Annotated in this window: 10 protein-coding genes and 1 other RNA gene; 4 read left to right on the forward strand and 7 right to left on the reverse strand. The window is 39.6% G+C overall.

What is annotated here, in order from left to right; genetic code table 11:
- Positions 1-295: 295 nt before the first annotated feature.
- From hofF to secA, 3 genes are all read right to left on the reverse strand, one after another.
- Positions 296-1795 (reverse strand): outer membrane beta-barrel protein HofF, encoded by a 1500-nt coding sequence (gene hofF / locus CXY28_RS02760; RefSeq protein ID WP_100979382.1) that lies wholly within the window; start codon positions 1793-1795, stop codon positions 296-298.
- A gap of 280 nt (positions 1796-2075) precedes the next feature.
- Positions 2076-3308 carry an ABC transporter permease gene (locus CXY28_RS02765; RefSeq protein WP_100979383.1) on the reverse strand — a complete coding sequence of 411 codons (1233 nt, stop codon included), beginning with the start codon at positions 3306-3308 and terminating at the stop codon, positions 2076-2078.
- A complete protein-coding gene (gene secA / locus CXY28_RS02770) occupies positions 3298-5895 on the reverse strand; it encodes a preprotein translocase subunit SecA (protein ID WP_100979384.1) in 2598 nt (865 codons plus the stop codon). Before secA ends, CXY28_RS02765 begins: the two co-directional genes overlap by 11 nt.
- Before the next feature lie 145 nt (positions 5896-6040).
- Here secA and lolA point away from each other — a divergent pair, with 145 nt between their 5' ends.
- The 3 genes from lolA to CXY28_RS02785 all read left to right on the forward strand — a co-directional run bounded on the left by lolA (position 6041) and on the right by CXY28_RS02785 (position 7615).
- On the forward strand, positions 6041-6595 hold the full coding sequence (lolA, locus tag CXY28_RS02775; protein ID WP_100979385.1) for a LolA-like outer membrane lipoprotein chaperone: 555 nt from the start codon (positions 6041-6043) through the stop codon (positions 6593-6595).
- A 65-nt stretch (positions 6596-6660) separates the two neighbouring features.
- Positions 6661-7045, forward strand: a transfer-messenger RNA (tmRNA) gene (gene ssrA, locus CXY28_RS02780).
- Between the two features lie 42 nt (positions 7046-7087).
- On the forward strand, positions 7088-7615 hold the full coding sequence (locus tag CXY28_RS02785) for a hypothetical protein (RefSeq protein WP_015644470.1): 528 nt from the start codon (positions 7088-7090) through the stop codon (positions 7613-7615).
- Between the two features lie 6 nt (positions 7616-7621).
- Here CXY28_RS02785 and hofE read toward each other — a convergent pair whose 3' ends face one another.
- The 4 genes from hofE to acnB form a co-directional block, all read right to left on the reverse strand.
- The gene (gene hofE, locus CXY28_RS02790) at positions 7622-8989 is read right to left on the reverse strand and encodes an outer membrane beta-barrel protein HofE (RefSeq protein ID WP_100979386.1); all 1368 of its coding nucleotides are present in this window, start codon (positions 8987-8989) and stop codon (positions 7622-7624) included.
- A gap of 93 nt (positions 8990-9082) precedes the next feature.
- Positions 9083-10372, reverse strand: a complete 1290-nt coding sequence (locus tag CXY28_RS02795; RefSeq protein ID WP_100979387.1) for a hypothetical protein — start codon at positions 10370-10372, stop codon at positions 9083-9085.
- Between the two features lie 258 nt (positions 10373-10630).
- Positions 10631-10897 carry a hypothetical protein gene (locus CXY28_RS02805; protein ID WP_162973839.1) on the reverse strand — a complete coding sequence of 89 codons (267 nt, stop codon included), beginning with the start codon at positions 10895-10897 and terminating at the stop codon, positions 10631-10633.
- Positions 10898-10977: 80 nt separating this feature from the next.
- Positions 10978-13536, reverse strand: coding sequence for a bifunctional aconitate hydratase 2/2-methylisocitrate dehydratase (gene acnB, locus CXY28_RS02810; RefSeq protein WP_198542593.1), 2559 nt, complete (start codon positions 13534-13536; stop codon positions 10978-10980).
- 130 nt (positions 13537-13666) lie between these two features.
- Here acnB and CXY28_RS02815 point away from each other — a divergent pair, with 130 nt between their 5' ends.
- Positions 13667-14350 carry an MqnA/MqnD/SBP family protein gene (locus CXY28_RS02815; protein WP_100979390.1) on the forward strand — a complete coding sequence of 228 codons (684 nt, stop codon included), beginning with the start codon at positions 13667-13669 and terminating at the stop codon, positions 14348-14350.
- Positions 14351-14452 lie beyond the last annotated feature (102 nt).

Raw genomic sequence — 14452 nt, forward strand, 5'->3', positions numbered from 1 at the left:
ATCTTAAGGGGGGTTGTAGGGGGAGAATTATTTCAAAATACCCCACTATCCCCTTATAAAAAGAATTTGAAATATTTTTTAAAAGGAGTTTTAAAATGACAAAACAAAAAAGCCCGTTTTTAAAAATAAAAGTTTTAGTATCACAGAGCCTAAAATAGCGTAATAAAAAAGTTTAAAAATTCTAACGCTTTTTTAAAAGCAAGCCCTAAAACAGGCGATAGAGTGGTTTTTAATGGCTGTTTTTGCTAGGCGTTTTTAGCCAACCCCTTTAAATAAGGGTTGTTATTAAAGGGGCTTAAAGCTTCCACACGATTTCGGTAAAAATGTGGCTCCTGTCTTGATCGGTGGCGGGTTGGCTGTCTAATTTTGGCCCGTTCCACCCCATTTTATAGCCTTGATGCATCAACACATTATAGTATTCAAATTTAATGTCGGCTGAGAAATTTTTAGTGAATTTATAGCCCAAGTTAAGCGATAGGACTTGTTCGTTCGCCCTAGGTCCATAAGTCAAACGCCCCAATAAACCCCAAAGGAATTTCCTATGCACCCCACCGCCAAAGGCAAACACGGTAAAAGCGTTCGCGTCCATCATGTAAGACAAAGAGTTAAGGGTGTTTGCATAAACGGTGTTCGTCCAAAAGTCAAAGCCTAAGCGGTTACCATGGTAGCCTATCATCCAGTTAGCGTTCCCAAAGGATTTATAAATCCCAAAACCAAAATTGTATTCATTCCATTCAAACTTTTGTTTGATCATCAAGCTGTGCGCGTTCTTACCGGCTGGCATGCCAAATTGATAGGTGTCCCAAAATCTTTTAGCGTAAAAGGGATTAAGCACGGTAACATCGGTTTGAGAGCGAAACCCTAAGCCAATAAAAGTGGGGTTGCTATCATAAGTGATCGTAAAGTTAGGGTCGTATTCATTAAAGGGTGAAAAATAGACAAAAGGCTGAATGCTCCAACCCTTGTAGTTCCAAATGATGTAAAAGGCATGCACCCCAGGGTTTATGGTTTGCCCGTTTTTAAGGGTGTAGGTTTTGGGCGAATAGAAATTATAAAGCCACTCGTTATAGGCAAAACCACGACCAAAAGAGCTAAACCACCAGAATTTGAAATTCCCTAAGTTTAAGGTCATATCCAAGCCTTGGTTGTAACCACTCATATAATCCGCTGGGGACTCGTATCTCCCGCCCCTAATTTGAAAAATATCTTTGTAGTTGTAGCGCAAGTAAGCGTTATAAATCACATAGTTTCTGGTGTGAGCGGCATAACCTTTTGCGCAAGTGGAAGCCGCTAAAGCTTCTTGATTAGACAACTGCGTCATTTCAGCTTGAGTCATCTTATCGTATTGGCCTTGAGTCAAATTCCCTGTGGCTAACCCGCAACTAGCCCATGGTTTTTGCCCCACAAGACCGCCCCAATAGCCCACATAGTTCCAAGTCATAGCCCCATAGGTTTTCCCTGTAACTTCGTTAATAAAATCCTTAGTGGTATCATAAATTACAGCACCCCCCCAACCCCCAAGACTCCCGTCTAAATGGTGCCCGTTAGCCGTAGCGCTTTTGGGCAAGAGCTCCGTAAAATCCACTTGCATGTAAGCCATAATCGTCATAAAGGTTTCGGTAGGGTAAAGCCCTTTATTAGTGTTGATGGGTTTGTTATTGAAACCAACTTTAGAGAAACTTTCAGCACCCGCTTTAATTTTAGCGATTTTACCCAAATCAAATGCTTGGGCTTGAGAAGAGAATAAAAAAAGAAGCGTTGCGATATTTTTAGCAGATGCAACTTTATAGTTCATGTTTAACCCTTAGTATAAACAAAAAAATCTAAATAGAGTAGGCCAACACCATTTCAAAGAAAATTTTTTCTTACAGATCTTGAGAGTCTAATCAGTCTGTTCATCTTTCGTCCTTTTTGCTACGAAGTCCGACTTGCAAAGTTAATTCTTAACTAAGTCGTGCGTTAATACTAGCATAATATTATGGTTCTTTTTAATTTTGAGAATAAAATTTTTCTTTGTTAATCCAATACAGACACTCAAAGCCTTATTTCATCTCAATATGATTTAATTTTTTAATTTATTCATTCCTTAACACGCTTAAAGCGTCAATAGCAGAAGCTTTTTTAGACGGGTAATAAGAAGAAAGGGCTACGATAATCACAGAGCCTATTAGAGTGAGAATAAAATCCATTAAAGACAAATCTAAAGGCAAAGTGTTAATGCCATAGACATCCGCCGGGAGCGAGATGATAGGGAACACGCTTAAAAGATACATGCTTAAAAACGCTAAAACCACCCCAAGAATCACACCGCCCAAACCAATGATATTGCCCAAATAAAAAAAGGTTTTTTGGATTTCTTTTTGGCTGCTCCCCATGCTAAAGAGTAGGGCGATTTCTTTACGCCTGTTCATCACCACCATTAAAAGCGAACTGATAATATTCAAAGACGCCATTAAAATAATGAGCATGAGCACAATGAATAACGCTCTTTTTTCTAATTCCATCGCCGAGAAAAAATTCCCGTTTTGCTGCCACCACCCTTCAATGCCTATGCCATGATGGTTGATGGTTTTTAAAGCGTTGCGTAAAATTTCAATATCCTTCATGGGCGTTTTAGAATAGACATGCACCCCATCATAAAGCCCTAAAGGTAACCTCCTGATTGCGCTTATGGCTTGAAGGCTAGTATACATGTAGCTCATGTCGTAAGATTTTAGCCCTGAATCAAAATCGCCTTTGATAGTAAAGCGTTTCATGATAGGGGAGAGGGTTAGGCCTGTTGGCTCTAATTCAGTGAAAAACAAATCGGCTTTTTGATTGAGATCTAAATTCAAGCTATATCTCAAGCTTTTCCCCACGATCAAATTAAAAGGGTTTTTAAACAGATCGTTTGTATTGGTGTTTTTTAAAGCGTCGTTTAAAACTTCATTGATGCGCCTTTCTTTAGAAAAATCAACCCCAAACACCACGCCGCCATTCATGGAATGCGCGCTTTTGATTAGGCTTTGGGTTTGCAAATAGGGGCTAAAAAGCAAATTAGGGAACTTTTTTTCTAAAGCTTGAACCACTTCTTCGCTGATCCCATAAGGGCTTGTGGTATAGAGCGTTAAGGGGTAATTCATCACAAAAAGCTTTTTTTCAAATTCCTTACTCATGCCGTTCATGATCGCCATAGCCACAATTAAAACCATCACGCCAACCGCCACGCCAAAAAAAGCTAACAAAGCGGTGATGCTAATAAAAGGCTGGCTTTTATCAAAACGCAAATAACGCTTGATAAGGAAAAAAATCAACGATCTATTTGGCAAATAAGCCCTTTTTAGGCCCGCTTTTAGCGCAACAATCTTTATATTTTTTGCCGCTTTGACAAGGGCAAGGCTCGTTTCTTTTAGGGGTTTTAGAAAAAGCTTTCATGGCCACGTTCAAATCTTCATCTAAAGTTTCTTCATGGCGGTAAGTTACGCTCTCATGCTCTCTTTCTTCGCTAAAATTATCCAAATAACGCTCCGCATCGCTAGAATCTTGCTCATTTTCAAACTGGATCTTAGAAAAGGTTTTGATCGCTTCTATTTTAATGTCTTCAATGAATTCTAAGAAAAGGTTGTAACTCTCTTTTTTGTATTCTACAAGAGGGTCTTTTTGGTTATAGCCTCTTAAATTAATACCGGTTTTGAGATTATCCATCGTGTAAAGGTGCTCTCGCCATGCGTTGTCTAAAATCTGCAAATACACGATGCGCTCAATCCGGCTTCTTTGTTCGCTATCCAAAACTTTCATTTTGTTTTCATAATCGCTTTTTAATTTTTCTGCGACAAAATTTTCAATAGGAGCGGCTTTTTTTAAATCTTCTAATGCAACATGAGCGTTAAAATCTTCTTTTAAGACATTTTTAAGCCCTAAAAGTTCCTCTTCAGACAGGTTTTGATGGTCAAAGGCTTTGAGTTTAGAAAAGATTTGATTGAGTGCGTATTCTCTGTTTTCAGCGATTTTAGCGCCAATATCGTAATTAACATCTAATAATTCATCTCTAAATTTATACACGCTTTTTCGTTGCTCATTAGCCACATCATCGTATTCTAACAAATGCTTACGGCTTTCAAAATGCAAGTTTTCCACTTTTTTTTGCGCGTTTTCCACCGCTCTTGTAACAAGTTTTGATTCAATGTGTTCGCCGTCTTTAAGCCCTAATTTTTCCATCACCCCCTTAATCCTATCGCTCCCAAAAATGCGTAACAGATTGTCTTCTAAACTCAAATAAAATTGGCTTATTCCCGGATCGCCTTGGCGCCCGCTTCGCCCTCTTAATTGGTTGTCAATCCTGCGGCTCTCATGCCTTTCAGTGCCAATGATATACAGCCCTCCAAGCTCTTTAATCTCATCAGTGAGCTTAATATCAACGCCTCTGCCTGCCATGTTAGTCGCAATCGTAACCGCTCCTTTAAGCCCAGCGTCTTTAATGATTTCAGCTTCTTTGGTGTGCTGTTTGGCATTTAAAACGGTGTGAGGGATGCGTTCTTTTTTGAGTAAAGCGTGCAAGGTTTCACTCTTTTCAATGCTAGCCGTGCCAACTAGAACGGGCTGTCCCTTATCGTGTAATTCTTTAATTTTAAGGATCACGGCGTCAAATTTTTCTTTTTCACTCTTATAGATGAGATCGTTCAAATCTTTTCGTTTGATCGCTAGATTAGTAGGGATAGACACCACTTCTAAATTATAGATTTCTAAAAATTCTGTGGCTTCGGTTTGAGCTGTGCCTGTCATGCCTGAAAGTTTAGAAAACATCCTGAAATAATTTTGGAAGGTAATATCGGCTAAGGTTTGGCTCTCTTCTTTAATGCTCACGCCCTCTTTAGCCTCTAAAGCCTGGTGCAAGCCCTCACTAAAGCGCCTCCCCTCAGACAAGCGGCCGGTAAATTCATCTACAATCACCACTTCATTATTGGCTACAATATAATCTTTATCAATAAAAAAGAGGTAATTCGCTTTCAAAGCCTGGTCTAAATGGTGCGATAAGGCGGCGTTTTCAATCTTGTATAAATTATCCACACCAAAGAGGTTTTCGGCTTTTTTAATCCCCTCTTCAGTGATTAAAATCGCACGGTTTTTTTCATCTATGGTGAAATCGGTTTCCACTTGCATGCTTTTAGCGACTTCATCAGCCTTGTTGTAATTTTCCATGCGCCTATCCACAGGCCCTGAAATGATTAAAGGGGTTCTCGCTTCATCAATTAAAATGGAATCCACCTCATCAACAATAGCGAACGCATGCGATTTTTGCACTTTATGCTCTAAAGAATATTTCATGTTATCCCTTAGATAATCAAAACCAAATTCATTATTAGTGCCATAAACAATGTCTTTAGAATAAATTTCTAAGCGCTCATCATCATCTCGCACGCTTGCAGTGATCGTGCCTACGCTATAACCTAAGAAATGATACAACGGCTCCATTTCTTTAGAATCCCTATGGGCTAGGTAATCATTAACGGTTACCACATACACGCTCTCGCCCTTTAAAGCGTTCAAAGCCACCGCTAAAGTAGCGACTAAAGTTTTACCCTCCCCGGTTTTCATTTCAGCGATTTTGCCATCGTTTAAGACCATGCCCCCAATGAGCTGCACGTCAAAATGGCGCATCTTTAAGATCCTTTTACTCGCTTCTCTAGTGATAGCAAAACTTTCCGGTAAAACTTCTAAAAGGGTTTTTTCTTGCAAATCTTTTTCTGTGGATCGCACTCGTTTTTTTAACTCTTCAAAAGCGTTTTGCAGCTCATCATCGCTCATTTTTTCATAAGTAGGCTCTAAAGCATTGATAGTTAGGACTTGTTTTTTGTATTGTTTGATCCAGCGATCGTTTCTGGTGCCAATGATTTTTCCAATGATTGCTTTTATCATAGTAGTAATAACCTTATTAAGAGTGCTTCAATATTTTAATATAATAAAGCGTCAGTTTTTAATCCCATTTTAGCATGGATAAAATAAAAGTCTTGTAAAATAAAGGGTTTTATTAAAGATGAGAGATTGTTTTAAGGTTTGGATAATGAAAGCTTTTTTAAAGATTTTAATGGTTTTGATTTTTGTGAGCGTTGCTTACGCTAAAAACCCTTCAACGCTTTCTAAAGAAGAAGAGATTTTGCAGCATTTGCAAAGTTTTAGCGCGCATTTCAAGCAGGTTTTAAAAAATGAAAAGCCTTTAGTTTATTACGGGGTTTTAAAGGCTAAAGCCCCTAATTGGGCTTTATGGGTTTATGAAAAGCCTTTAAAAAAAGAAATTTACATGAACGATAAAGAAGTGGTAATTTATGAGCCTAATTTGTTTCAAGCGACCATCACGCCCTTAAAAGACAAGACGGATTTTTTCACCATTCTCAAGCGCTTGAAAAAGCAAGATGACGGCTCTTTTCAAACGACTATCAACAAAACCACTTATCGTTTGGTTTTTAAAGACGGCAAGCCTTTTTCGCTAGAATTTAAAGATGGAATGAACAATCTTGTAACGATCACTTTTTCTCAAGCAGAAATCAACCCCACCATTGCTGATGAAATCTTTGTTTTTAAGCCTAAAGATGAAAATATTGATATTGTACGCCAGTGATTTTTGATGATTCATTGCGTTTTGTTAGCAAAAGTTAGCTAAAATAGACAAGCTTTTGAAATCATGGGGCTGACTTGGATTTCGACAGATTTCTTGTCGCGCAGATAGCATGCCAAGTGCTGCTTGTAAAACAGCAACAAAAATAACTGTAAACAACACAGATTACGCTCCAGCTTACGCTAAAGCTGCGTGAGTTAATCTCCTTTTGGAGCTGGACTGATTAGAATTTCTAGCGTTTTAATCGCTCCATAACCTTAAGCTAGACGCTTTTAAAAGGTGGTTCGCCTTTTAAACTAAGAAACAAGAACTCTTGAAACTACCTCAAGGTTTTAGAAAGTTGGACCAGAGCTAGTTTTAAGGCTAAAAACTAACCAATTTTCTAAGCATTGTAGAAGTTTGTGTTTAGGACAAGATTTTTGGACTGGGGTTCGATTCCCCACAGCTCCACCATATTAAAAAGTATCATTTTTATAGCGTATTTAAGGAAAGTAAATGCAGAAGTTTTTCTCTCGTTTTAGAAGGTGGGCGTTGCCCTTTTATTTTGTGAGCGCTTTAGCAGCGATTGATATTGATGAAGTAACAGAAGCTCAAGCCAACAGCGTGAAATTAAGCGATCAGTTAGTGAGCCTGAGCGATAAGCTTTTAGAAAAAGCGGTGGATAGGGGGCACAATACCGATCACTTAAAAGATCTTAACGATTTGCATGAAAAAATCAAACATTTGCGCTTGATCTTAGAGCCTAAGCCTAAGGACAAAGAAAATAATCCTAACTTAAAAGATCATCAAGGCTCTGAAACGATTGAAATCGGCGAAACGATTAAAAAGGCTTTAGGCGAGCCGGTATTCCCCCAAGACGCTCTAGACGCCGCTTTGCAAATTGACAAACAGCTGGATTCTTTCAAGCAAGACAATTTGATTGATGTTAAGCCCTTAAAAGATGTTTTAGCCCAACTAGAAGCCGAATTGAGAAAAGCCATTAATTTCCAAAAACAATGGCTCAATTCCACTAAGCCCAATTGATAGGGGTTAAAAAAAGAATTTCAAACTCACGATGAGATTGCTCCTGTCTTGTGTGTTCGCTTTAAAGGCTTTATCAAAAGGACTAGTGAGATCATTAACCTTATAGCCGTTGTGCATGCTCACCGCATAGTATTGTAAATTCACATCAACGCTAGCAAAAGAACCCCATTTATAACCCAAGTGCAAGTCAATGGATCTTTCGCTCGCTCTGGTGGCGTAAGTGTATCGGCCTAAAATACCCCATAAAAATCCCCTATACACGCCCCCACCAAAGACATATCCGCTAACAGAGTCTGCGGTAACAGCGTTACTAAAAACCAAACCATAAACGCTGTTACTTCTTATGTCAAAAGGGATCGGGTTACCATACCAGCCAATCCTTGCGTTAGCGTTGCCAAAATTCTGGTAATAACCAAAGCCAAAGTTAAATTCGTTGCAGTCAAAGCGTTGGTGGATTAAAAGCGATGCACCCCATTCGCCAATCTTAGAGTTACGCCAAACCACATCGTATAAATCTTTAGCATAAACAGGGAAAATCGCATTGATAAGGGTTTGAGATCGTAACCCTAAACCTCTAAACTTCGGGTTGCTATCAATATGGATTTTAATCCCGGGCGCTTCGTAAGTTTTAGGTGAAAAATAAACAAAGGGCGTGGCTTGAACATGTTTGCTAGAAAAATAGAGTTGCGCGGCATGGATGCCATAATCAACTTCTTTTCTGCCGTCTTCAGTTACAATAGGGGCATACCAATCTCGTATCCATTGCCCCGCAGCTAAAGCCCTCCCAAAAGAGCTGAACCATTTTAACGCCACTTTAGAATGGATTTGATAATCCACTTCAAAGCCTTGCGTATAACCGCTCATAAAATCCATGTTAGAAAGGTAACGCCCTAGTTTGATGTGGAATTTATCGCCATAAGAATAGAACAAATAGGAATTATACAGCACATAATTACGAGTGTGAGCGTCAGATCCTATGCGGGAGTTTTTCCAAGGAGCGTTGCCTAAATACCCCCACCAACGCCCTATGAAGTAAAAAAGTTCTGAGCCATAGACTTGATGCGTAGCTTGATCGATGAGCGTTTTGGTAGAATCGTAAGCGAGCGCTCCTAAAATCCCGCCAACGCCTATTTTTAAGCTGTGTTTTTCTATGTTTTTAGGGAGCAGATTGGAATCCACTTGAAGCTTGATCGTGGCGGTTACAAAAGTGGCTGTAGGGAAAATCCCTTCTTTGGAATTGAGTTTGGAATGGTTAAACCCCACTTTAGAAAAGGATTCCGCTACCCCGCTGAACTTATAATCAAAAGCCAACAAAGGGCTTTGATTGTAAAGAATGGAAACAAACAATAAGGGTAATTTTTGAAATTTTAACACAGAATAACCTTTATTTAATTTTCGCTCGCATCATATTCCAATTTTATTAAAAAACCCATTAAAAATAAAAGTATTCAAATAATTATCTAAATATTATTCTTTTTTTGTTCCGCTTTCATTTTTTATCGGCTCAAAAGAATACCCTAAAGCCTGATAAATTTGATTGTGGTAACGGACTTGATTGTCTTCTAAACTTTCTTGAAAAGACTTTTTAAAATGCGGATCCAGTGTGTTTAAAAACACCTCTAGCCCGATCGCGCTGGAATAATTCACCCAATCATGCCTTAAATCGCTCTCTAATAAGGAAGCGTATTCTATAAGCGTTTCATCGCTATTTTGCAAGGCATTGACAATGAATAAATTCTTTCTGTCTTTAGGCTGGGTGAGTAAGAGTAGAGAGGGGTTGAAATTGATTTGTGTGGAAAGGATTTTAAAGGGCTTATATTCTAAAAGCCCTATTTGAGAAAGGATCAGGCCGCTTTTAGTGGTAGGGGTGTTTAAAATCAAGGTAGAATTTTTAAAAAACGCATCGTTTTTTCTAAAATTTTTAGAAAAACTCGTGGCTTGCTTGTAAGAAATATTTTCTTGGTGTTTGACTTCAATGCTTAAAGACTCCGTGATTTGCCTCAAGCGTTCGCCTATTAAGCCATCATCATCGTATTCAATCACGGGTGAATTAGGGCTAATAAAGGAAGTTAGCATGCTTAATTGCTCTTTATAGTCAATCCCCCCAAAATACAAGCGCTCGCTTAAAGAAGGCTCGGTATGATTTGCTAATTGCGCTTTATTCACCGTAGGCACATAAGTAGGGGTGCTGATGGTGGTGTTTTGGAGCAAATTTTCCACGCCCTCTTTAGTCAATAAGGCTATCACGAAAGGGAATTTTTCTTTTTCAATTTCTTTATAGGTTTGCTCTAATTTTTCAGGGCTTTCTTCATCGCTGTCAAAGACTTGGATATTGAAATCGTTGTTTCTGGTGTTCAAATACGCTAAAAGGGTGTTCATCACCGAAATCGCATAACGCCCCACCACCTTTTTAGGCAGTAAAATCGCTAATTCAATCTTAGGCTCATAGCTTTCTTTAGCTGGAGTTTGAGAAGCGATGGATACGGGGTTGAGTTTATTGAGTATGTCATGATAATAAGTTTTAAGGCTCTCATCTTGGTTGTTGTTATCGTATTGAGACACAAAAGAAAAGATTTGATTTTGCAACATCAAATCCTTCAAGCATTCCAAAGAGCAAGGCTCTGTCTTAATGATTTGTTGGTGCGCTGGGGGCAAAGGGGAAAACAGATAGCTTTTAGCGCTCAAACTTATCGTGCAAAAAGTGGAAACAATCAGCACAAGGCGTTTGAAAAATCTTTTTCTTAAGGCGTATGGCATTTTTTAATATCTTTTAAACTGAATTTCCTAAAATTTTATTATAGAATATTTAACAAGGGGACTGATTTTACCCCTACAACCCAACAAGAGAACTTTTTTCAAGGCGTGTGGGATCAAACGCGCTTTTGGACACTCAAACCCTGTAAAATCCCCATTACAAGGACACAGAGCGAAAACCAAACCCCCACCAACTTTAATTTTCAACCATTAAAGGATTGCATCATTGAATGGTGCATGCTTTCATGCTTTGATGATCCCCTAGCGCCAATTATAGATATAAGGCCTTAAGCTAATGCAATAATCTCTAGTGCTTAATATATCCTTACGCATGTCCCCTAATTGCCCAGACAACACTTCTTGCACTCTTCTTAAATTGTTGATCTCCGTGTTTTGCGCGCTGATTATTTTTTTCAAGTCCCTTATCTCTTTAATCAGATCCGCATTACTGATCGCCTTATTGGCTTGCGCTGGATCTGCGCTTAAAAAAGCCAACGCTACACACCAACTCACAACGATTTTTTTCATCACCACTCTCCTTTTTTATCCTCTTCCAACACTCAGCCATAGCTAAACAAAAGGGATCACCCCTTTTAATGGAAACAAAACTAGAGCCTGAAATTCTCCATTAAGTTAAAGTTCATGTAGCGATAGATCTTGTCTTTTTGGCTCTCTAGCTTTTCACTCACTAAATTCATGTATTCTTCTTTAGTGGGGATTCGCCCTAGTAAAGCGCACGCCGCCCCAAGCTCCGCGCTGCCTAAATACACTTTAGCCCCTCTACCCATACGATTATCAAAATTGCGCGTGGAAGTGGAAAAGACGACCGCATTATCCCTAACCCTCGCTTGATTGCCCATGCATAAGCTGCAACCTGGGACCTCAGTTCTTGCTCCGGCAGCTCCAAAAATCGCATAATAGCCCTCATTAATAAGCTCTTGTTCATCCATTTTACTGGGTGGCACTACCCAAAGGCGTGCTTGACTGGGAGGTGCGTTTTTAACGATTTCGCCAAAGGCTCTAAAATGCCCAATATTCGTCATGCAAGAGCCAATAAACACTTCATCAATAGAATGCGGTCTTTTGCCGGTCGTATCCGCTAAAACTTCGCTCAAAGTAGCGACATCATCAGGGTCATTAGGGCATGCCAAAATAGGCTCAGTGATTTCTGCCACATCAATTTCAATGACAGCGGCGTATTGAGCGTTACTATCTGGCTCTAACAATACCGGATTATCCACCCAAGCTTGCATCGCATCTCGGCGTTTTTTCAAATTCTCTTTATCTTCATAACCGCTTGCAATCATCTCATCAATAAGCTTGATATTGGATTTCAAGTATTCAATCATGGGCTCTTTATTCAAACGCACCACGCAAGCAGCCGCACTCCTTTCTGCGCTCGCATCGCTTAGTTCAAAAGCCTGCTCCATTTTAATATCAGGCAAGCCTTCAATCTCTAAAATACGCCCGTTAAAGACATTGATTTTACCCTTTTTCTCCACCGTGAGTAACCCTTTTTTAATGGCATAATAAGGGATCGCATTCACTAAATCCCTTAAGGTGATCCCAGGATTCATTTCCCCTTTAAAACGCACCAACACCGATTCTGGCATGTTCAAGGGCATCGTGCCTGTAACCGCTGCAAAAGCGACTAGCCCGCTCCCTGCCGGGAAACTAATGCCTAAGGGGAAACGGGTGTGGCTATCCCCCCCTGTGCCCAAAGTGTCAGGCAATCCCATGCGATTCAGCCATGTATGGATCACGCCATCGCCCGGATGCAACGCCACGCCGCCTCTTTGGGTGATAAAGCCAGGCAAGGTTGCATGCAAACTCACATCGCTAGGCTTTGGGTAAGCGGCGGTATGGCAAAAACTCTGCAACACAAAAGGCGCATCAAATTTCAAACTCGCTAATTCTTTAACCTCATCTCTAGTCATCGCCCCTGTGGTGTCTTGACTGCCCACGGTGGTAACCTTTGGCTCACAATAAGTCCCAGGTAAGATCCCTTTTACCCCACAAGCATGCCCTACAATTTTTTGGGCTAAAGTGTAGCCTTTAGCATCGCTTTTAGGAGCGGATGGCTTCTTAAACGCTTCAGATTCGCCTAGCCCTAAAAATTTACGCGCTTTATTCGTTAAACCTCTGCCAATGATTAAAGGGATACGCCCAGAAGCCCTAACTTCATCTAATAAAGTTTCAGGCTCTAGTTTAAAAGTGCTGACCACTTTATCGTTCAGCGTGATTTCGCCTTTATAAGGATAGATTTTAATCATATCGCCTTCTTTTAAATCCTTAACATCAGCCACAATAGGTAACGCCCCGCTATCTTCACAAGTCGCAAAGAAAATCGGAGCGATCACCCCCCCAATCACAATGCCCCCACTCCTTTTATTAGGCACAAAAGGAATGTCCTTACCAAAATGCCACATGATAGAGTTTGTCGCGCTTTTTCTGGAGCTTCCTGTGCCTACCACATCGCCCACATACGCTACAGGAACGCCTTTAGTTTTAATAGCTTCAATGCGTTGTTCGTAATTTTCAATCCGGTTTTTTAGCATGGCTTTGGCGTGTAAAGGAATATCGCTTCGTGTGAAAGCATCGCTCGCTGGGCTTAAATCATCGGTATTGGTTTCGCCATCAATCTTAAACACACACGCTTCAATGCATTCATTCAAAGGTTCTTTATTCAAAAACCATTCGGCATTCGCCCAAGACTCTAGCACTTCTTTAGCCAGAGCGTTAGTTTTGCTCATTGCAGCGATCTTATCAAACGATCCATAGACTAAAAGAGTGGTTTTTAAAGCTTTCGCGCTCTCTTTAGCGATGTTTTTGTCTTGACTCTCTAAGCCCATAATCAAAGGCTCTACATTATACCCTCCAAGCATCGTGCCTAAAAGAGTGGTCGCTTCTAAAGCGCTAATGCGTGTGCATTCTAGTTTTTTTTGAGACAATTGGGCTAAAAATTCCGCTTTCACTTTCGCCCCCTCATCAACCCCAGGACTCACTCTATGAATGAGTAATTCTTTAGCGAAAGCGGCGTTTGTAGGATCTTTTGTTAAAATCTCAACGACGGCTTGAACTTGTTTAGCGCTTAAGGGGAGCGGCGGGATACCCTCACTTTCTCTTTCTGAAACGCTTTTTTTGTAATCTTCTAAAAAATCTTTCATCATTTCTCCTTTTTAAATAGCATTATTGACTAATGCCCTAATCATTTGCCCCATGATAACAAAACTCTTTTTACTTTCAGTTAAGTTGTAAGAAACTTTAGCTACCATGCGATACAAAAAAGGATTTTAAGTGCGTTTTGGTAAAATTGATTATTTAAACATGCTTCCTTTTGATGTGTTTATCAAATCCTACCCCACCCCTTGTTCTTTCAAGCAATTTTTACGGCTTAAAAAAACCTACCCTTCCAAACTCAATGAGAGTTTTTTATTCAGGCGTATTGATGCAGGGTTTATTTCTTCTATCGCCGGCCATTCATTCGCTCTTCATTCTTATTCTTTAGGCATTGTGGCTTATAAAGAAGTTTTAAGCGTGCTGGTTGTGGATGCAAAAAACGCTTTTGATAAAGAGAGCGCTTCTTCAAACGCCCTCTCTCAAGTGTTAGGGTTAAAAGGCGAAGTGTTAATCGGCAATAAAGCGCTGCAGTTTTATTATTCCAACCCTAAAAAAGATTTTATAGATTTAGCCGCTCTTTGGTATGAAAAAAAACGCTTGCCGTTTGTTTTTGGGCGTTTGTGTTATTACCAAAACAAGGATTTTTACAAGCGCTTGTCTTTAGCTTTCAAACACCAAAAAACAAAAATCCCTTACTACATCCTTAAAGAAGCCACTTTAAAAACCAACTTAAAACGCCAAGACATTCTAAACTACTTGCAAAAAATTTACTACACTTTAGGCAAAAAAGAACAACTAGGCCTTAAAGCGTTCTATCGTGAATTGTTATTCAAACGCATTCAAAAACCCAAGCGTTTTTAGTGATTTGCTGAGAATGTAGGCTTAAAATTTAGAAAGGGTGTTTTTAAGCAAGATTAGGTTACAATCACAAGTTTTATTAAAATTTTATTAATTAATTAAGAA

The sequence above is a fragment of the Helicobacter pylori genome (genome assembly GCF_002832345.1).
GTDB classification, from domain to species: domain Bacteria; phylum Campylobacterota; class Campylobacteria; order Campylobacterales; family Helicobacteraceae; genus Helicobacter; species Helicobacter pylori_CP.

Coding starts and splice junctions, on each gene's coding strand:
- CXY28_RS02805 (WP_162973839.1), bottom strand. CDS start 10,897: ATGAAAAAAATCGTTGTGAGTTGGTGTGTAGCGTTGGCTTTTTTAAGC.
- CXY28_RS02795 (WP_100979387.1), bottom strand. CDS start 10,372: ATGCCATACGCCTTAAGAAAAAGATTTTTCAAACGCCTTGTGCTGATT.
- acnB (WP_198542593.1), bottom strand. CDS start 13,536: ATGAAAGATTTTTTAGAAGATTACAAAAAAAGCGTTTCAGAAAGAGAA.
- CXY28_RS02785 (WP_015644470.1), top strand. CDS start 7,088: ATGCAGAAGTTTTTCTCTCGTTTTAGAAGGTGGGCGTTGCCCTTTTAT.
- lolA (WP_100979385.1), top strand. CDS start 6,041: ATGAAAGCTTTTTTAAAGATTTTAATGGTTTTGATTTTTGTGAGCGTT.
- hofF (WP_100979382.1), bottom strand. CDS start 1,795: ATGAACTATAAAGTTGCATCTGCTAAAAATATCGCAACGCTTCTTTTT.
- secA (WP_100979384.1), bottom strand. CDS start 5,895: ATGATAAAAGCAATCATTGGAAAAATCATTGGCACCAGAAACGATCGC.